This window comes from Actinospica robiniae DSM 44927 (assembly GCF_000504285.1).
Classification (GTDB): Bacteria; Actinomycetota; Actinomycetes; order Streptomycetales; family Catenulisporaceae; genus Actinospica; species Actinospica robiniae.
In genome coordinates this window covers 7616309-7634201 of the sequence record NZ_KI632511.1, presented here as the reverse complement: position 1 = coordinate 7634201, position 17893 = coordinate 7616309, and the positions used below count along the sequence as shown (strand labels likewise).

At 71.8% G+C, this 17893-nt stretch carries 18 protein-coding genes; 6 read left to right on the top strand and 12 right to left on the bottom strand.

The features are described from left to right. The first annotated feature begins 118 nt into the window (after positions 1-118). From zwf to pgl, 3 genes are read left to right on the top strand one after another with little or no spacing between them, the layout of a single operon-like run. Positions 119-1600, top strand: coding sequence for a glucose-6-phosphate dehydrogenase (gene zwf, locus ACTRO_RS32890; protein ID WP_051452557.1), 1482 nt, complete (start codon positions 119-121; stop codon positions 1598-1600). Next, positions 1597-2679, top strand: coding sequence for a glucose-6-phosphate dehydrogenase assembly protein OpcA (gene opcA / locus ACTRO_RS32885; protein WP_051451741.1), 1083 nt, complete (start codon positions 1597-1599; stop codon positions 2677-2679). Before zwf ends, opcA begins: the two co-directional genes overlap by 4 nt. Beyond that, positions 2676-3443, top strand: a complete 768-nt coding sequence (gene pgl / locus ACTRO_RS32880) for a 6-phosphogluconolactonase (protein ID WP_034269469.1) — start codon at positions 2676-2678, stop codon at positions 3441-3443. The genes opcA and pgl overlap by 4 nt, the downstream gene beginning before the upstream one ends. Positions 3444-3504: 61 nt before the next feature. On the opposite strand, the gene ACTRO_RS32875 is transcribed toward pgl, so the two are convergent. Then, positions 3505-3855: an ArsR/SmtB family transcription factor gene (locus ACTRO_RS32875; RefSeq protein WP_034269467.1), complete on the bottom strand. Its 351-nt coding sequence runs from the start codon at positions 3853-3855 to the stop codon at positions 3505-3507. A gap of 65 nt (positions 3856-3920) precedes the next feature. Here ACTRO_RS32875 and ACTRO_RS32870 point away from each other — a divergent pair, with 65 nt between their 5' ends. The 3 genes from ACTRO_RS32870 to ACTRO_RS32860 all read left to right on the top strand — a co-directional run bounded on the left by ACTRO_RS32870 (position 3921) and on the right by ACTRO_RS32860 (position 5543). Next, positions 3921-4922: a zinc-dependent alcohol dehydrogenase family protein gene (locus ACTRO_RS32870; protein WP_034269464.1), complete on the top strand. Its 1002-nt coding sequence runs from the start codon at positions 3921-3923 to the stop codon at positions 4920-4922. Positions 4923-4985: 63 nt separating this feature from the next. Beyond that, entirely contained in the window at positions 4986-5240 is a 255-nt protein-coding gene (locus ACTRO_RS32865) for a type II toxin-antitoxin system Phd/YefM family antitoxin (RefSeq protein ID WP_034269461.1), read from the top strand. Further along, positions 5241-5543: a hypothetical protein gene (locus ACTRO_RS32860; protein WP_051451740.1), complete on the top strand. Its 303-nt coding sequence runs from the start codon at positions 5241-5243 to the stop codon at positions 5541-5543. A 35-nt stretch (positions 5544-5578) separates the two neighbouring features. On the opposite strand, the gene ACTRO_RS44250 is transcribed toward ACTRO_RS32860, so the two are convergent. The 11 genes from ACTRO_RS44250 to ACTRO_RS32805 form a co-directional block, all read right to left on the bottom strand. After that, positions 5579-6727 (bottom strand): DUF2332 domain-containing protein, encoded by a 1149-nt coding sequence (locus ACTRO_RS44250; protein WP_084316690.1) that lies wholly within the window; start codon positions 6725-6727, stop codon positions 5579-5581. A 304-nt stretch (positions 6728-7031) separates the two neighbouring features. After that, positions 7032-7367, bottom strand: coding sequence for an RNA polymerase-binding protein RbpA (locus ACTRO_RS32850; RefSeq protein ID WP_084316689.1), 336 nt, complete (start codon positions 7365-7367; stop codon positions 7032-7034). Positions 7368-7516: 149 nt separating this feature from the next. Next, entirely contained in the window at positions 7517-7744 is a 228-nt protein-coding gene (gene secG, locus ACTRO_RS32845) for a preprotein translocase subunit SecG (protein WP_034269456.1), read from the bottom strand. Between the two features lie 159 nt (positions 7745-7903). Continuing rightward, complete coding sequence (gene tpiA / locus ACTRO_RS32840) at positions 7904-8695, bottom strand: triose-phosphate isomerase (protein WP_034269453.1); 792 nt, start codon at positions 8693-8695, stop codon at positions 7904-7906. A gap of 67 nt (positions 8696-8762) precedes the next feature. Beyond that, the gene (locus ACTRO_RS32835; RefSeq protein ID WP_034269450.1) at positions 8763-9959 is read right to left on the bottom strand and encodes a phosphoglycerate kinase; all 1197 of its coding nucleotides are present in this window, start codon (positions 9957-9959) and stop codon (positions 8763-8765) included. A 132-nt stretch (positions 9960-10091) separates the two neighbouring features. Continuing rightward, positions 10092-11117, bottom strand: coding sequence for a type I glyceraldehyde-3-phosphate dehydrogenase (gap, locus tag ACTRO_RS32830; protein ID WP_034277754.1), 1026 nt, complete (start codon positions 11115-11117; stop codon positions 10092-10094). Positions 11118-11432: 315 nt separating this feature from the next. After that, positions 11433-12428, bottom strand: coding sequence for a DNA-binding protein WhiA (gene whiA, locus ACTRO_RS32825; RefSeq protein WP_034269447.1), 996 nt, complete (start codon positions 12426-12428; stop codon positions 11433-11435). A 641-nt stretch (positions 12429-13069) separates the two neighbouring features. Continuing rightward, positions 13070-13984, bottom strand: coding sequence for a gluconeogenesis factor YvcK family protein (locus tag ACTRO_RS32820; protein ID WP_051452556.1), 915 nt, complete (start codon positions 13982-13984; stop codon positions 13070-13072). 68 nt (positions 13985-14052) lie between these two features. Beyond that, the gene (gene rapZ, locus ACTRO_RS32815) at positions 14053-14946 is read right to left on the bottom strand and encodes an RNase adapter RapZ (RefSeq protein ID WP_034269441.1); all 894 of its coding nucleotides are present in this window, start codon (positions 14944-14946) and stop codon (positions 14053-14055) included. A 123-nt stretch (positions 14947-15069) separates the two neighbouring features. Then, positions 15070-17160: an excinuclease ABC subunit UvrC gene (gene uvrC / locus ACTRO_RS32810; RefSeq protein WP_034269438.1), complete on the bottom strand. Its 2091-nt coding sequence runs from the start codon at positions 17158-17160 to the stop codon at positions 15070-15072. A 95-nt stretch (positions 17161-17255) separates the two neighbouring features. Further along, positions 17256-17717: a Rieske (2Fe-2S) protein gene (locus ACTRO_RS32805; RefSeq protein WP_034269435.1), complete on the bottom strand. Its 462-nt coding sequence runs from the start codon at positions 17715-17717 to the stop codon at positions 17256-17258. Positions 17718-17893 lie beyond the last annotated feature (176 nt).

The window sequence follows — 17893 nt, the reverse complement described above, 5'->3', positions numbered from 1 at the left end:
GGGTACGAAGGACGACGGCGACGCGTTCGGACCCTCCATCACCCACCGTCTGCTCGAATCGCGTGAGCACGCCGAGACCAACCTGGCCAACCCGCTGCGCGACGCGCAGGACCGGCGCATGCCCCGCATCGCCGGTCCGTGCGGGCTGGTCATCTTCGGGGTGACCGGCGACCTGAGCCGCAAGAAGCTCATGCCGGCCATCTACGACCTGGCGAACCGGGGGCTGCTGCCCCCGGGCTTCGCCCTGGTCGGCTTCGCCCGCCGGGACTGGGAGGACCAGGACTTCGAGCAGGTGGTGTACGAGTCGGTCAAGGAGCACTCCCGGACCCCGTTCCGGGAGGAGGTGTGGAACCAGCTGTCCCAGGGCTTCCGCTTCGTCCCCGGCGAGTTCGGCGACCCGGCGGCCTTCGACCAGCTCAAGACGACCATCGACGAGCTCGACCGGCTGCGCGGGACGAACGGCAACCACGCCTTCTACCTGTCCGTGCCGCCGAAGTTCTTCCCGAACGTGGTCAAGCAGCTCAAGGAGTCCGGCCTGTCCGACGGCGGCCCGGACTCCTGGCGCCGGGTGGTGATCGAGAAGCCGTTCGGGCACGACCTGTCCAGCGCCAAGGAGCTCAACCGGGTGGTGGGCGAGGTCTTCTCGCCCAAGTCGGTCTTCCGGATCGACCACTACCTGGGCAAGGAGACGGTGCAGAACATCCTGGCGCTGCGCTTCGCCAACACGATGTTCGAGCCGATATGGAACCGCAACTACGTCGACCACGTGCAGATCACCATGGCCGAGGACATCGGCATCGGCGGCCGCGCGGGGTACTACGACGGCATCGGCGCGGCCCGTGACGTCATCCAGAACCACCTGCTGCAGCTGCTCGCGCTGACCGCGATGGAGGAGCCGGGCTCCTTCGACGCGGACTCGGTGTTCGCCGAGAAGGTCAAGGTGCTCTCGGCCGTGCAGCTGCCGGAGGACCTGGGCAAGCACAGTGTGCGCGGCCAGTACGCGGGCGGATGGCAGGGCGGCGAGAAGGTGGCCGGCTTCCTGGAGGAGGACGGGATCCACCCGAATTCCATCACCGACACCTACGCGGCCATCAAGCTGGAGATCGACACCCGCCGCTGGGCCGGCGTGCCGTTCTACCTGCGCACCGGCAAGCGCCTCGGCCGGCGCGTGACGGAGATCGCGGTGGTCTTCCAGCGCGCTCCGCACCTGCCGTTCACCGACACCATGACGGAGGAGCTGGGCCAGAACGCCCTGGTCATCCGGGTGCAGCCGGACGAGGGCGTGACCGTGCGGTTCGGCTCCAAGGTCCCGGGCACCTCGATGGAGGTGCGCGACGTGTCGATGGACTTCCAGTACGGCGAGGCGTTCACCGAGTCCTCTCCGGAGGCCTACGAGCGGCTCATCCTGGACGTGCTGCTCGGCGACCCGCCGCTGTTCCCGCGCAACGAGGAGGTCGAGCTCGGCTGGGAGATCCTCGACCCGATCGAGCAGTACTGGGCCGTGAACGGCAAGCCCGCCCAGTACGCCTCGGGCACCTGGGGACCGGCGGAGGCGGACGAGATGCTCGCCCTCGACGGACGTGTTTGGAGAAGGCCGTGATCATCGATCTGACCGACACCACCTCAGGCAGGATCGCCTCGACCCTGGTCTCGGCCCGCCACCGCAGCGGCACCCCGACCACCGGCGCGGTGCTCACCCTGGTCGTCTCGACCGAGGAGCGGCACCACTACGACGCGATGAAGGCGGCCGGCAAGGCCGCCCGGGAGCACCCGGCCCGGATCATCATCGTGATCGGCCGCCCGGACACCACGCGCACCCGGCTGGACGCCGAGGTGCGGGTGGGCGACGAGAACGGCCCGGGCGAGGTCATCGTGCTGCGGCTGTACGGCGAGCTGGCCCAGCACGCCGACTCGGTCGTGCTGCCGCTGCTGCTGCCGGACGTGCCGGTGGTGACCTGGTGGCCGGACGAGGGCCCGGACGTCCCGTCCAAGGACCCGCTCGGCGCCTTCGCCCAGCGCCGGATCACCGACGCGGCCGAGTACTACAAGCCGATGACCAAGCTGACCGCGCGGGCGAACGCCTACCAGCCCGGGGACACCGACCTGGCCTGGACCCGGCTGACCCCGTGGCGCTCGATGCTGGCCGCGGCGCTGGACCAGTTCCCGCACGCGGTGAGCTCGGTCGCGGTCTCCGGCGAGGAGGGCAACCCCTCGGTGCGGGTGCTGGCCGTGTGGCTGCGCCAGCGCCTCGGCGTCCCGGTCACCCGGACCGCGGACGAGGGCCCCGGCATCACCTCGGTGGAGCTGATGACCACGCAGGGCCCGATCTGCCTCGACCGGCCGGACGGCGAGCTGGCCACGCTGGCCATCCCCGGCCAGCCGGACCGCCCGGTGGCGCTCAAGCGCCGCGAGACGGCCGAGCTGATCGCGGAGGAACTGCGCCGGCTGGACCAGGACGACGTCTACGCGCGGATGCTGGCCGAGGTCGCCGAGCCGTTCACCGAGCCGCTGCAGGTGGCCGGGCCGACGGTGGAGGCGGCGCGCAAGGCGGCCAAGGAGGCGCAGAAGCTCGGCGAGCCGGCTCCGGTCGTCGTCGGCGAGGAGGCGGCCGGCCCGGACGCGGCGGCGGCCTCGGACCCGGGCACGGACGGGGGCACGGCGAAGGAGGAGACGGCTTGACTGGCGAGAGCTCGAACCGGCGCATCCTCGTCCACCCGGACGGCCCGATCCTGGCTCAGGCCGCGGCGGCGCGGCTGGTGACCAAGCTGGTGGACGTGCTCGCCGAGCGGGACGAGGCGCACCTCGTGCTGACCGGCGGCACCATCGGCATCGGCATGCTGGCCGCGCTCGCCGATCTGCCGCTGCGTCAGGCGGTGGACTGGAGCCGGGTGCACCTGTGGTGGGGCGACGAGCGGTTCCTGCCCGGCGGGGACCCGGAGCGCAACGACACCCAGGCGAGGGACGCGCTGCTGCGGCTGCTGCCGCTGGAGCCCGCCCACGTGCACGCGATGCCGGCCACCGACGGCCCGGACGGCCCGGACGCGGAGGCGGCCGCCGAGCGGTACGCCGCCGAGCTCGCCCGCTGCGCCCCGGCCGGAGCGGACGCGCCGGCCTTCGACGTGCTGCTGCTCGGCATGGGTCCGGACGGCCACATCGCCTCGCTCTTCCCGGAGCACCCGGGCACCCGCGAGACCGGCCCGTCCGCGATCGCCGTGCACAACTCGCCGAAGCCCCCGCCGAACCGGATCTCCCTGACCTTCCGGGTGATCCAGGCCGCGCGCGAGGTGTGGGTGATCGCCTCCGGCGCGGAGAAGGCGAAGGCCGCGGGTCTCGCCCTGGCCGCGGGCACCGACCAGACGGTCATCCCGGCGGCCGGCGCGCACGGCACCGAGGCCACGCTGTGGTTGCTCGACCGGGCCGGGGCGGCTCAGCTCGAGAGCTAGCCCGAGGCCCCCGACACGGACGATCCCCCGACGCCACCGGCGTGCGGGGGATTCTTCGTGTTCAGCCGCCTGCCCGCTCGGCGCCGAGCAGCGCCTCGAGCAGTCCGGGGAAGGCCGCGTCGACCTCGGCGCGCCGCAGCACGTTCATCTTCGACGTGCCCGCGTAGGACTGACGGATCAACCCCGCCTCGCGCAGCACGCGGAAGTGGTGCGTCGCGGTGGAATTGCTGACGGTCAAATCGAATCCGCCGCAGGCCATGCTGCCGCACCCGTCCGCGGCCAGCTGTGCCACGATGCCGCGCCGGACCGGGTCGACCAGGGCCTCGAGGATCTGTTGCAGCGTCACCTCGGCGAGGTCGGGGTGACGCGGGTCCCGGTCGGTGTCGGGGGCGGTCCTGGCCGTCGGAGTCATGCCCCCCATAATACGACAGGCATCAAAGTTTGACGAGCATCGTACTTTAGTGCTTCGCTGGAGCCATGACGAAGACGGTGCGTTTCCACAAGATCGGCGGCCCCGAGGTGCTCGTGCTCGAGGACGAGGAACCAGGCCGGCCCGGCCCCGGCGAGGTGCTGATCCGGGTCGAGGCCATCGGCCTGAACCGGGCCGAGGCGTTGTTCCGCACGGACTCCTACGTCGAACCGGTCAAGCGGTTCCCGGCCAGGCTCGGCACCGAAGCCGCGGGCGTGGTCGAGGCGGTCGGCGAGGACGTGGCCGGGCTGCGGCCGGGGCAGCCCGTCAGCGTTCTGCCGGGCCTGTTCTCACAGAACGACTACGGGGTCTACGCCGAGCGCGCCATCGTCCCCGCACGGGCGGTGCTGGCCCGGCCGGAGGGCATGAACGCGATCGAGGGCGCGTCGGTGTGGATGCCGTACCTGACCGCCTACAGCGGATTGGTCCAGATCGGCGGGCTGAAGGCGGGCGACACCGTCGTTCTGACCGCGGCCTCGAGCAGCGTGGGGCTGGCCGCGATCCAGGTGGCGAACCGGATCGGCGCGACTCCGATCGCGCTGACCCGCGGCGAGGCGAAGAAGCAGCGGCTGCTCGAGCACGGAGCCGCGCAGGTCGTGGTCACCGACGCCGAGGACGTCTCCGACCGCGTCCTCGAGGCCACGAACGGCCGGGGCGCCGAACTCGTCTTCGACGCCGTCGCCGGCCCCGGCGTGACCGATCTGATGAAGTCGACGAGCGACGGCGGTACGGTCCTGCTGTACGGCGGGCTCAGCGGACAACCGACGCCCTTCCCCGGCCTCGCGCTCGGCATGGCGCCGGTCGCGCTGCGCGCCTTCACCATCCGCGAGACCATGCCCGACCCCGGCCGTCGGCGTGCGGCCGAGGCGTTCATCCACACTGGGCTGCGCTCGGGCGCGCTGCGACCCGTGCTCGACCGCACCTTCGACCTCGCCGACATCGTCGAGTCGCACCGGTACCTGGACACGAACGCCCAGTTCGGCAAGTCGGTGGTGACCGTCGGAGGATGAGATCGGGAAATTCCCGGCACCCGGGGCTGGACGACGAAGTTTGCAAAGTGTACATTTCTTGGTATGGCAGAGACAGTGACCCTCACCGACGCGCGCACCCGCCTCGGCAATCTCGTCGCCAAGTCCCATCACGGCGGCGAGATCATCACCATCACCCAGCACGGCACCCCCGTCGCCGCGATCGTCCCCTACGAGGTCCTCGAATACTTCCGGCGCCGTGAGGACGAGGCCGACATCGCCCTCGCCGAGCGGATCCTGGCCGAGGACGAGAAGACGGTCCCGCACGACGAGGTGGCGAAGCTGCTGGGTGAGGTCTAGGTGCCGCGTCACAAAGACGGAGAAGCCCCCAAGGAACAGCGCAAGACCTACTGGATCGACTGGAAGCCGGCCGCGATCGACGCCGCGACCATGCTGCACCAGGAGGACAAGCTCGGCGCGCAGCTCGTCCTCGCGGCCGTGTACGAGCTCGGCGACAACCCGACTCCCGGCAACAGCGCCAACCTGGGCCGCGGCGGGCTGCGCCGGCTGCTGCTGGGCTACTACCGGGTGCTCTACAAGGTTTCCGAGAAGAGCAGCACCGTGACGATCATCATGGTGGCCAAGGCGCCGCACCCGCAGTAGGAGACAACCCGGGCGCGGTGACCGGCCGCGGGGACTCAGGCCGCGACGAGCGGCCTGGGCTCCCAGTCCAGCGAGGCGCCGTGCATCCCGGCCGTGCCGAGCCGGAACAGCCGCTCCCGGCCGCCGAGGTAGACCGCGGCGCCGAGCACCTCGTGCGCCTCTCGGGGCGCTTCGCCGGCCGGATCGGGGCCGCCGCTGAACAGGCCGAGGCCGACCCGGAAGCCCTCCTTGACGACGAACACCAGGTCCCGGCGCGCCCCGAGCTCGCGCACCAGCGCCACCAGGTCCGCCCGGCCCTGCGCGCTCCAGTGCGGCAGGCTGTTGGAGACGAACACGCACGGCACGGCGTTGTCCGCCACCGCTTCCACCGCGTCGCCGAGGATCCGCAGCGCGTCCCCCTTGCGCAGCCGGACCGGCCGCCGGGCGGCGTGCGCCAACGCGGCATCGAGCCTGGCCCGGCGCTCCTCGTGCTCGGGCCAGACCAGTGCCCGCAGCCAGGCGCGGGCCTCGGGATCGTCCGGGCTCAGCGGATTGAGATCGAGCCCGACCCGCGAGGAGACCCGCAGTTCCTTGCCCACGAACGGCGCGAGCTGCTCCGGTGTGCACGAGCCGTGCATCTCGCAGTGCAACGGCGGCACCCCGTCGGCCTCGGCCGCACCGCCCGGAAGCACCGTGCCGTCGGCGAACTCGTAGCGGTAGTCGTAGCGATCCGCGTGCAGCAGCAGCCCGGCGCTCGGGCCGATCTCGATCAGGCCCAGCGGACGCCGCGTGGCCGCGCGCACCCAGCCGAAGGCCGGGAACAGCTGAGCACTGCGACGCACCTCATTGGTCTGCGTCTCCCCGGTCGCGAGCAGCGGATCGATCTCGGCGCGGTGGGCCGCGACGAAGGCGGCGAAGGCCTCCGGCAGCGCGGCGTCGGGCGCGCGGGTGCCGCCCAGCGACGGGTAGTAGGCCGCGAGCGGATCCTGCGGGTGATCGAACAGCACCCGGTGTACCGAGGCGAACAGCAGGTTGGGGATCCGCTGGCGCTCCGGCGCCCCGGCGAGCACGTCGGTGAACATACCGCCGGCGGCCAGATCCTCGGAGACGTACTGGGCCAGCACGGCGTAGACCGGAGAACCGGCCCGCGCCTCGCGGTCGATGAAGAACTCGAACCTGCGCACGGTCACGCCCCAATCCGCCATGCGGCGATTATAGGCAAGCCCCGTGGCCGCACTCTGATCTGATACCGGTCCTGGTGACCCGAGAGCGCGCGGCGAAACTCCCCCACTCCGCAAGCGCCGATACCGCCCGCGCTGATACGCGCGGGCGGTACGGAAGGTTCGAAAAGGGCGCGGGCTAGGGCGCGTCGGATCAGGCCGCGGCGTCTGACGCGTGCGCTCGCAAGGCGCCGGGGCGGGCGCATACTCGGCCGTCTGTAACCGATCCGGCAACGCAGCGAGCGTGCGTGGCAGGCGTCGCGGCCCCGGCGATACTTCTCAAACGCGCCTAGATCTCGCCGCGCAGCTTGGCCAGCGCCTCGGCCAGGATGGCCTCGCCGTCCTCGTTGCTGCGGCGCTCGCGCACGTAGGCCAGGTGCGTCTTGTAAGGCTCGGTCCGCGGCGGCGCCGGCGGGTTGTCCCGGTCCGGTCCGGCCGGGAAGCCGCAGCGCGGGCAGTCCCAGCTCTCCGGAATCGCCGCGTCGCTGGCGAAACTCGGCCGGGTCTCGTGCCCGTTGCAGCAGTAGAAGGTGATCCAGACCCGCGGCGCGGTGTCGCCCCGCTCGGCCTCGCCCATGGGCCCGGCGCCGACCCGGCTGCCGCGAATCGCGTTGCCACTAGCCACTTTTATCCGTCTCCCTGCCGCTTGCCCACCACATTGTCCCACCACGCCCGAACAAAGCGCGATGCACCAGTGTACGAGCGTTAGGGCAGACGCGGGTGCGCATCCCCCCGGTTCCCGGCGCAACCGGGCCGGAAGATCCCGAAACGTGCCTACTTGTAGGCGATTCCGATACCGACGATGCAGGCGAGCCAGATGATCGAGAGCACGATCGTGATGCGGTCGAGGTTCTTCTCGACCACGGAGGAGCCGCCGTGCTGGGAGGTGAAGCCGCCGCCGAACATGTCCGACAGGCCGCCGCCCTTGCCCTTGTGCAGCAGGATGAACAGGATCAGCAGCAGGCTGGTGAGACCCAGGATGATCTCAAGACCGAGGACCACGGGGTTCTTCTCTCTCGACATGGCAGCGGACGGTGCGGCTAGGCGCCCGGCGGAGGGCGGCCCGCGGCACGTACGCGCGGACCGCCCCAGCTTACCGGGCCGGGCGGCCCCTCGACCAGTGCCGGTCGCGGGGCCGCCCGGGTGCGGAGCGGATCAGGCTCAGGCGGCCTTGTCCTGCTCCTTGAACCGGACGATCTTCACGAAGTCCTCCGGGTCCAGCGAGGCACCGCCGATCAGCGCGCCGTCGATGTCCTTCTCGGCCATGATCCCGGCCGCGTTGGCGCCCTTGACCGAGCCGCCGTACAGGATCCGGGTGGCCTCGGCGGTCTCGCCGTCGTACAGCTCGCCGAGCAGCTCGCGGATCGCGCCGATGACCTCCTGCGCGTCGGCCGGGGTGGCCACCTCGCCGGTGCCGATGGCCCAGACCGGCTCGTACGCCAGCACGCTGCCGCGCACCTCGGCCGCGGTCAGCCCGGCGAGCGAGCCGCGGACCTGGTCGAGCACGTACGGGACGTGCCGGCCCTCCTTGCGGATCTCCAGTGCCTCGCCGATGCACACGATCGGGCAGATGCCGCGCTTGAGCGCCGCCTTGGCCTTCGCCGCCACCAGCGCGTCGTCCTCGCCGTGGTACTGCCGCCGCTCGGAGTGGCCGACCGCGACGAACGCGCACTTGAGGGTGGCGAGCATGGCCGCGGACACCTCGCCGGTGTACGCGCCGGACTCGTACACCGAGACGTCCTGGGCGCCGTACTTGATCGCCAGCTTCTCGCCGTCGACCAGGGTCTGGACCGAGCGCAGGTCCGTGAACGGCGTGAGCACCGCCACCTCGACCGCGGCGAAGTCCCGCTCGGTCAGGCTGTAGGCGATCTTCTGGACGTGGGCGATGGCCTCGAGGTGGTTGAGGTTCATCTTCCAGTTACCCGCCATCAGCGGGGTACGCGAGTTAGACATTGATCGCCTTTCGAGAGCCAGTTACCCGGCTGTCATCCAGCGAGGTACGCGAGCTAGCCACTTGCTTTCAGCCTTCCAGAACGGTGATTCCGGGCAACGCCTTGCCCTCGAGGTACTCCAGCGACGCGCCGCCGCCGGTGGAGATGTGGCCGAAGGCGTTCTCGTCGAAGCCGAGCGCGCGCACGGCCGCGGCCGAGTCGCCGCCGCCGACGACGGTGAAGCCCGGCGAGTCGAGCAGGCCCTGGGCCACGGCCCGGGTGCCGCCGGCGTACGGCTCCATCTCGAACACGCCCATCGGGCCGTTCCAGAACACCGTGCGCGCGTCGGCCAGCTTGGCCGCGAACAGCTTGCCGGACTCCGGGCCGATGTCCAGGCCGAGCCGGTCGGCCGGGATCGCGTCGGCCGAGACCACGCAGTGCTCGGCGTCGGCGGCGAACGCGGCGGCGGCGACGATGTCGACCGGCAGCATGATCTCCACGCCGCTGTCCTTGGCCCGCTCCAGGTAGCCGAGGACCGTCTCGATCTGGTCCTCCTCGAGCAGGGACTTGCCCACCTCGTGGCCCTGGGCCTTGAGGAAGGTGAAGACCATGCCGCCGCCGATCAGGATCCGGTCGGCCTTGTCCAGCAGGTTGTCGATGACCCCGAGCTTGTCCGAGACCTTGGAGCCGCCGAGCACGACCACGTACGGGCGCTCCACCTCGTCGGTGAGCTTCTTGAGCACGCCGAGCTCGGTCGAGATCAGGTAGCCGGCCGCGTTCGGCAGGTCCTCGGCCACGTCGTAGACCGAGGCGTGCCGGCGGTGCACGGCGCCGAAGCCGTCCGAGACGAACAGGTCGGCGAAGGCCGCGAGCTGGTCCGCGAACCTGCCCCGCGCGACCGCGTCCTTGCTGGTCTCGTCCGGGTTGAACCGGACGTTCTCGAGCAGCGCGATCTCGCCGTCGCCGAGCGCCTCGACGGTGGCCTTGGCCGACTCGCCGACGGTGTCGGTGGCGAAGGCGACCGGCTTGCCGAGCAGCTCGCCGAGGCGGGCGGCCACCGGCGCGAGCGAGTACTTCGCGTCGGCCTCCGGGTCCACGCCCTTGGGCCGGCCGAGGTGGGCGGTGACGATGACCTTGGCGCCGCGCTCGAGCAGAGCGCTGAGCGTGGGCACCGAGGCCCGGATGCGGCCGTCGTCGGTGATGCGGGTGCCGTCGAGCGGCACGTTGAGGTCGGCGCGCACGAGCACGCGCTTGCCCGCGACCTCGAGGTCGTCAATGGTCTTCATGCCATGCCTTCTTTGCGATACGTGCCTGCGGGGGATTTCCGCGGAACCCGACGAAGGCCCGCACGACGCGGCGGTCGTACGGGCCTTGGGTCACGGGCCGGGGCTCGGCGCGGGCCGCGGTTCGACGCGGATCTACAGCGAGGCGCCGACGAGGTTGATCAGGTCGATGAGGCGGTTGGAGTAGCCCCACTCGTTGTCGTACCAGCCGACGACCTTGACCTGGTCGCCCTGGGCGAGGGTCAGGGTGGAGTCGAAGATGCAGGAGGACGGGTCGGTGACGATGTCCGCCGAGACGATCTCGTCCTCGTTGTACTTCAGGAAGCCCTTGAGCTTGCCCTCGGACGCGGCCTTCTTGAACGCGGCGTTGACCTCGTCCTTGGTGACCTCGCGGGAGAGGTTCACGGTCAGGTCGGTGACCGAGCCGGTGGGGACCGGCACGCGCATGGCGAAGCCGTCCAGCTTGCCCTTGACCTCGGGGATGACCAGCGAGATGGCGCGGGCGGCGCCGGTGGAGGCCGGGATCACCGAGAGGTTCGCGGCCCGGGCGCGGCGCAGGTCGATGGTGCCCTTGCGGGTCAGCGCGATCTGGTCCTGCAGCTGCTGCTCGGTGGTGTAGGCGTGGACCGTGGTCATCAGGCCCTTCTCGATGCCGAACTCGTCGAGCAGCACCTTGACCAGCGGACCGAGGCAGTTGGTGGTGCAGGAGGCGTTCGAGATCACGTGGTGCGTGGCCGGGTCGTACTCATCGTGGTTGACGCCCATCACGATGGTCTTGTCCTCGCCGGTGGCCGGCGCCGAGATGATGACCTTCTGCGCGCCCGCCTCGATGTGCTTGGCGGCGTCCTCGGCCTTGGTGAACAGGCCGGTCGACTCGATGACGACCTGGACCCCGAGCTCCTTCCACGGCAGCGCGGCCGGGTCGCGCTCGGCGATGACCTTGATCGCCTTGCCGTTGATGACCAGGGAGTCGTCGGTCGCCTCGACCGAGCCCGGGAAGCGGCCCAGCACCGAGTCGTACTTGAGGAAGTGGGCCAGGATCTTCGGGCTGGCGAGGTCGTTGATGCCGACGATCTCGATGTCGGCGCCCGAGGCCACGGTGGCCCGGAAGAAGTTGCGGCCGATCCGGCCGAAGCCGTTGATGCCAACGCGGACAGTCACGAAGGTCTCCTCGCTCAAGCACCCCCGCGGGCGGCGTATCCGTCCGGTGGTGCGGGTTAATCCAACTCCAGGATGCTCTGCCAACTTATCGCGCCCCCGCGGCGCGAAGCCAACCGGCCCGGTATGTGGAACTACCGGCCGGTAGCTCGCGAAGGCGCGGCGGGCGGCGGCCCGTATGTCAGCCCCTTTGTATCGACCTCTGTCCGAGTGCCGCATCCGGACCTGCGCCGACGGCGCCGGGCCGGAGCGCGCGGCTCCGGCCGCGGCGCGGCCGAGATCAAGTACTGATCAGGGTTCGAATAGCGCCGGGTCGCGCTACTCCGCCACTCCGGCCGCGGCGAACAGCTCCGGGGTCAGACAGGCCTCCGTCCCGGGTACGCCCAGGTCGGCGGCGCGCCGGTCGGCCAGGGCGAGCAGACGGCGGATCCGGCCGGCCACCGCGTCCTTGGTCAGCGGCGGGTCGGCCAGCGCGCCGAGCTCCTCCAGCGAGGCCTGCCGGTGCTCCAGGCGCAGCCGGCCGGCCAGGGCGAGGTGCTCGGGCGCGGACTCGCCCAGGATCTCCAGCGCCCGGCCCACCCGCGCGCCCGCGGCCACCGCGGCCCGGGCCGAGCGGCGCAGGTTCGCGTCGTCGAAGTTGGCCAGCCGGTTCGCCGTGGCCCGCACCTCGCGGCGCATCCGGCGCTCCTCCCAAGCCAGCACGGAGTCGTGCGCGCCCAGGCGGGTGAGCAGCGCGCCGATGGCGTCGCCGTCGCGCACGACGACCCGCTCCACCCCGCGCACCTCGCGGTTCTTCGCGCTCACGCCGAGCCGGCGGGCCGCGCCGACCAGGGCCAGCGCCGCCTCCTGCCCGGGGCAGGTGATCTCCAGCGCGCTCGAGCGGCCCGGCTCGGTGAGCGAGCCGTGCGCCAGGAACGCGCCGCGCCAGGCCGACTCGGCGTCGCACACGGAGCCGGCCACCACCTGCGGCGGCAGCCCGCGCACCGGGTGCCCGCGCCCGTCCACGAGGCCCGTCTGCCGGGCCAGCGCCTCGCCGTCCCGCACCACCCGCACCACGTACCGGCTCGCCCGGCGCAGCCCGCCCGGCGCGATCACGCCGAGCTCGGAGGCGTGCCCGTAGATCTCGGCGACGTTCTTGCGCAGCCGGCGGGCCGCCGCCGCGGCGTCGAGCTCGGCCTCGATCACGATCCGGCCCTGCACCAGATGGATCGATCCGGCGAGCCGGAGCAGGGTCGCGGTCTCGGCCTTGCGACAGCAGGGCTTGACCACCGTGAGTCTGCTCAACTCGTCTTTGACCGCCGCGGTCATCGCCATGGCAACGCGGCCTCCTTCGGTGCGGCTCGGGGGTGGAGTGGATGCCCGTCCAGGTTAACCGCCGGTGACCGCCCGTGGCCGCCGTTACGCCCTCGGATCACCGCCAGGGATGACCCTCGTACGGGTCAGTCCCGCTGGCGGCCCCGGCGCGTCGCGCTCCGTACCAGGGCGTAGGTGAGGCGGACGGGGAGGCGGACGGGGAGGCGGACGGGGAGGCGGACGGGGAGGCGGACGGGGAGGCGGACGGGGAGGCCGCGGCCGCCGTCACGCCCTCGGATCACCGCCAGCGACGACCACGGTGACCCACCTACGGGGACGGGTCAGTCCCGCTGGCGGCCCCGGCGCGTCGCGCTCCGTACCAAGGCGTAGGTGAGGCGGACGGGGAGGCGGACGGGGAGGCCGCGGCCGCCGTCACGCCCTCGGATCACCGCCAGCGACGACCACGGTGACCCACCTACGGGGACGGGTCAGTCCCGCTGGCGGCCCCGGCGCGTCGCGCTCCGTACCAGGGCGTAGGTGAGGCGGACGGAGGTCAATCTTGGACGCGCCTTGCTCAGCACCGAGGCGTGTGTTCGCGCTCCGTACTGGTGCGTATGGGCGGGCGGGCGATCGTTGCGGGCGAAAGTGGGACCTTGGCGGGCTCAGGCGCGGTCGTCCACGATGGCCGCGATGGCGTGGGCCAGGCGCTCCGGGTCGTGGAACGGCAGCTCGCCGTCGGCGGCCACCGTGGCGGTGTGCACGCGCGCGCCGAGGAGGCCGGCGACCTCGTCCAGCTTGCGCGCCTCGTGCGGGCCGCGGACCGAGCTCGGGTCGACCAGGATCGCGTCCAGCCGCAGCCCGGGGGCGTGCGCGGCCAGCACCTCGACGTGGTCGGCCGGGGTGAAGCCGTCGGTCTCACCTATCTGCGGGACGAGGTTGAGCACCAGCATCCGCCGGGCCTTGGTACGCAGCAGCGCGTCGGCCAGTTCGGGCACCAGCAGGTGCGGCAGCACGCTGGTGAACCACGAGCCCGGGCCGAGCACGGCCCAGTCCGCCTCGTCGATCGCGGCCACCGCCTCGGCCACGGCCGGCGGGTCCTGCGGCAGCAGCCGCACCGAGAGCACCTCGCCGGGGGTCTTGGCCAGCGAGTGCTGCCCGCGCACCGTGCTCAGCTCCAGCGGCCGGCCCGGGTCCACCCCGCGCACGACCGCCTCGATCTCCAGCGGCACCCCGGCCATCGGCAGCACGCGTCCGCGGGCGCCGAGCAGCCGGGCCACCCAGTCCAGCGCCGCGACCGGCTCGCCGAGCTCTTCCCACAGCGCCGTGATCAGCAGGTTGCCCAACGCGTGCCCGGCCAGGTTGCCGCTGCCGCCGAAGCGGTGCTGCAGCGCCCGGGCCCAGGTCCGGCCCCAGTCGTCGTCCCCGCACAGCGCGGCGAGCGCCATCCGCAGGTCGCCGGGGGGAAGGCCGCCGAGCTCGGTGCGGATCCGGCCGCTCGAGCCGCCGTCGTCGGCGACCGTGACGATCGCGGTGAGCTGGTCGGTCAGCCGGCGCAGTGCGGACAGGCAGGCGTGCATGCCGTGCCCGCCGCCGAAGGCGACCACCCGCGCGCCGACTTCACCGCCGCCGCCGTCTCGCTGCTCGCTCACTCACGCCCTACGTCCCGGTGGACCACGGTCGTGTCCACGCCATCGCCGATCAGCCGCGCCGCGAACTGCTCGGCCATCGCGACGCTGCGGTGCTTCCCGCCGGTGCACCCTACCGCAAGGGTGACGTACCGTTTGCCCTCCTTGCGGTACCCCGCGGTGATGATCCGCAGGGTCTCGCCGAAGGACTCGAGCAGCTCCTTCGCCCCCGGCTGGGCCAGCACGTATGCGCTGACGTCGGGGTCGAGACCGGTGCGCGGCCGCAGCTCGGGCACCCAGTGGGGGTTGGGCAGGAAGCGTACGTCGAGTACGAGGTCTGCGTCCACCGGCAGCCCGTATTTGAAGCCGAAGGACATGACGGTGGCCCGCAGCTCGCCCTCGCCGCCGTCCCGGCCGAAGGTGCGCTCCAGGGCCGCGCGCAGCTCGTGCACGTTCCGGCTGGAGGTGTCGATGACCAGGTCGGCCTCGCCGCGCAGCTCGCGCAGCAGCTCCCGCTCCCGGTCGATTCCGTCGGTGATGCGCCCCTCGCCCTGCAGCGGGTGCGGTCGGCGCACGTTCTCGAACCGGCGCACCAGCACGTCGTCGGCCGACTCGAGGAAGACGATGCGATGGCGCAGACCGGTGGCCTCTATGTGCGCGAGCGCCTCGTGCAGGTGCTCGAAGAAGGACCGGCCGCGCACGTCCACGACCACCGCGATCCGGGGCACCGAGCCCTGGGTGCGCGCGGCGAGGTCGACCATGGTGGCGATCAGGCTCGGCGGGAGGTTGTCCACCACGAACCAGCCGAGGTCCTCGAGTACCTTGGCCGCCGTGGACCGGCCGGCCCCGGACATGCCCGAGATCACCACGAGCTCGGGCGGCTCGGCTGCCGCTTCGATCTCCGGAACGCTCATGTGGTCCGCCTTTCCCCCAGGACGCTGCCGCCGTTCATCGCGGGCCGGTCGCGCCGGCCGGTCCCGAGTCTATGTCCCTTTCGATTCACTTTCCGCCATCTTCGCGAAGCTCCCCGTCACCGCTCAGTCTCCGCCGTCTTCGAGAAGCTCGCCCGTCGCGGTGTTGACGGCGGCCGGGCGGGTCGATGAACGGGCCCGTTGCGCGATCGCCTCGTGCAGCGTACGCGCCGTCCCCAGGCCGAGTCCGGGCACCTCGGCGAGCTGTTCCACCGAGGCCGCGCGCACCGCCTTGACCGAGCCGAAGTGCTTGAGCAGGGCCTTGCGACGCACTTCGCCGAGCCCCGGGATGCCCTCGAGGAGGCTGCCGCCGGTCATCGCCTTCGAGCGCCGCTGCCGGTGGAAGGTGATGGCGAAGCGGTGCGCCTCGTCCCGCACCCGCTGCAGCAGGTAGAGCGCCTCGCTGGTGCGCGGCAGGATCACCGGGTCGTCCTGGCCGGGCAGCCAGATCTCCTCCATCCGCTTGGCCATCCCGGCCACCGCGACGTCCTCGATACCGAGCTCGGCCAGGGCCCGGGAGGCCGCGGCCACCTGGGGCGCGCCACCGTCGACGAGGACGAGCTGGGGCGGGTAGGCGCTGCGGCTGAGCGGCTTGTCCACGACTGTGGTCTCGTCATCGACGGCGTTCTCGTCCTCGACGACGCCGTCCGCGGAGACGTCCGCAGTCGCGTCTTCATCCGACTCCGCAGGCGTGTGCGTGCTCTGTATCGCTCCGTCGAGCCCGTCGTCTCCGGGCAGCAGCGCCTCTCCGGATTTCGAGGCCTCGGCCAGGTAGCGCTTGAACCGACGGCTGATCACCTCGTGCATGGACCGGACGTCGTCCTGCCCCTGCACGGTCTTGATGGTGAAGCGCCGGTACTCGGACTTGCGCGGGAGCGCGTCTTCGAACACGACCATCGAGGCGACGACCTCGGCGCCCTGGGTGTGCGAGATGTCGTAGCACTCGATCCGCAGCGGCGCCTGGTCCATGTCCAGCGCCTCGGCGATGTCCTCGAGCGCCTGCCCACGGGTCGTCAGATCCGAGGCCCGCTTGGTCTTGTGCAGGGCCAGGGCCTGCTTGGCGTTGCGCTCGACCGTCTCCATCAGGGTGCGCTTGTCCCCGCGCTGCGGCACCCGCAGCTCCACGCCGTGACCGCGCAGGGTCTCGAGCCAGGCCTGGACCGTGGCGGCGTCCTCGGGCAGCGCGGGCACCAGGATCTCGCGCGGCACGCCGTCCGGCTCCTGGTCGCCGTAGAGCTGCTGGAGGAACTGGCCGACCAGGCCGCCGGTGTCGATGTCCTCGACCTTCTCCACCACCCAGCCGCGCTGGCCGCGCACCCGCCCGTCGCGCACGTGGAAGATCTGCACGGCGGCCTCGAGCTCGTCCTCGCAGATCCCGACGACGTCCGCGTCCGTGCCGTCGCCGAGCACGATGGCGTTGCGCTCCATGGCCCGCTGCAGCGCGCCGAGGTCGTCGCGCAGCCGGGCCGCCTTCTCGAACTCGAGGTCGGCCGCGGCCTGCTTCATGTCGCGCTCGAGCTTGCGGGTGAACCCGGCCGTCTGCCCGGCCATGAAGGAGCAGAAGTCCTGGGCGATCTGCCGGTGCTCCTCGACGCTGACCCGTCCGACGCAGGGTGCGGAGCACTTGCCGATGTAGCCGAGCAGGCAGGGCCGGTCGGAGAGCTGCGCGCGGCGGAAGACGCCCTGCGAGCAGGAGCGCATCGGGAAGACCCGCAGCAGCGCGTCCACCGTCTCGCGGATCGCCCAGGCGTGGGCGTAGGGCCCGAAGTAGCGCACGCCCTTCTTCTTCGGCCCGCGCATCACCTGCACCCGGGGGAACTGCTCGTTGAGGGTGACGGCCAGGCTCGGGTACGACTTGTCGTCCCGGTAGCGCACGTTGAACCGGGGGTCGAACTCCTTGATCCAGGAGTACTCGAGCGCGAGCGCCTCGACCTCGTTCGTCACCACCGTCCACTCGACGCCGGCGGCCGTGGTGACCATGGTCTGAGTGCGCGGGTGCAGCGAGGTGAGCGGCTGGAAATAGTTCGCCAGGCGGGCGCGCAGGTTGTTGGCCTTGCCCACGTAGACGACGCGGCCGTACGGGTCGCGGAACTTGTAGACGCCCGGCTGGGTCGGGATCGAGCCCTGCGCGGGGCGATAGCTCGTCGGATCGCTCACGCTTTCAGCCTACGGCGTCACACCGACAGCCCCGCACGCCGCGGGCGGGGGCGGCGAGCGCCGGCCCGCCCACGGCGACTTCGCTCAGGCGCCGATCAGGAGTTCCAGACGATGTTCGAGCCCTGAACGGTGATGGTCTCCGCGCTCAGCGGGGAGGCCGCCGGGCCCTGCATGACCGAGCCGTCCTTGGCGCTGAACTCGGAGAAGTGGCACGGGCAGTGGATGACGTTGTTCTGCACCGAGCCGACGGTGCAGCCCGCGTGCGTGCACACGGCCGTGAACGCCTTGAACTGTCCCGCGGTCGGCTGGGTGACCACGACCTTGTTGGCCTGGTCGATGAATCCGCCGCCCACCGGCACCGCGGAGGTGGTGGTCAGCGTGACCGGACCGGCGGAGGCGGCCGGGGCGGACTTCGCGTTGGACCCCTCCGGCATGCTGTTGCTGCTGCTGCACGCGGCGGCGGTGACGCCGACTCCGGCCGCGGCGACCCCGAGCGCGGTGGCGCGCAGCATGGTGCGCCGGTCAGCGGTCGGAGTGGGCTTGGTCTCTTCGGCCATCGGTGAGGGCTCCTCGTCCGTGGGTGCGTGCCGCCGACCCGCCGGGGTGCGGCGGCTCGCTGTTACAACGCGTCAGGCTACCTGGCCAGGCTGAAAGTCGGGTGTCCGGGCCGGGCGCGCCGTCGACGTCAGGTCGTCACGCACCACGGATGCCGGCGGCGGACGGTTCAATCGGA

Excerpts from the sequence above, each read along its gene's own strand:
- zwf (WP_051452557.1), top strand. The coding sequence starts at position 119 with ATGCCCCGCATCGCCGGTCCGTGCGGGCTGGTCATCTTCGGGGTGACC.
- ACTRO_RS32875 (WP_034269467.1), bottom strand. The coding sequence starts at position 3,855 with ATGACTCCGACGGCCAGGACCGCCCCCGACACCGACCGGGACCCGCGT.
- ACTRO_RS32870 (WP_034269464.1), top strand. The coding sequence starts at position 3,921 with ATGACGAAGACGGTGCGTTTCCACAAGATCGGCGGCCCCGAGGTGCTC.
- ACTRO_RS32865 (WP_034269461.1), top strand. The coding sequence starts at position 4,986 with ATGGCAGAGACAGTGACCCTCACCGACGCGCGCACCCGCCTCGGCAAT.
- ACTRO_RS44250 (WP_084316690.1), bottom strand. The coding sequence starts at position 6,727 with ATGGCGGATTGGGGCGTGACCGTGCGCAGGTTCGAGTTCTTCATCGAC.
- tpiA (WP_034269453.1), bottom strand. The coding sequence starts at position 8,695 with ATGTCTAACTCGCGTACCCCGCTGATGGCGGGTAACTGGAAGATGAAC.
- ACTRO_RS32835 (WP_034269450.1), bottom strand. The coding sequence starts at position 9,959 with ATGAAGACCATTGACGACCTCGAGGTCGCGGGCAAGCGCGTGCTCGTG.
- whiA (WP_034269447.1), bottom strand. The coding sequence starts at position 12,428 with ATGGCGATGACCGCGGCGGTCAAAGACGAGTTGAGCAGACTCACGGTG.
- ACTRO_RS32820 (WP_051452556.1), bottom strand. The coding sequence starts at position 13,984 with ATGCACGCCTGCCTGTCCGCACTGCGCCGGCTGACCGACCAGCTCACC.
- rapZ (WP_034269441.1), bottom strand. The coding sequence starts at position 14,946 with ATGAGCGTTCCGGAGATCGAAGCGGCAGCCGAGCCGCCCGAGCTCGTG.
- ACTRO_RS32805 (WP_034269435.1), bottom strand. The coding sequence starts at position 17,717 with ATGGCCGAAGAGACCAAGCCCACTCCGACCGCTGACCGGCGCACCATG.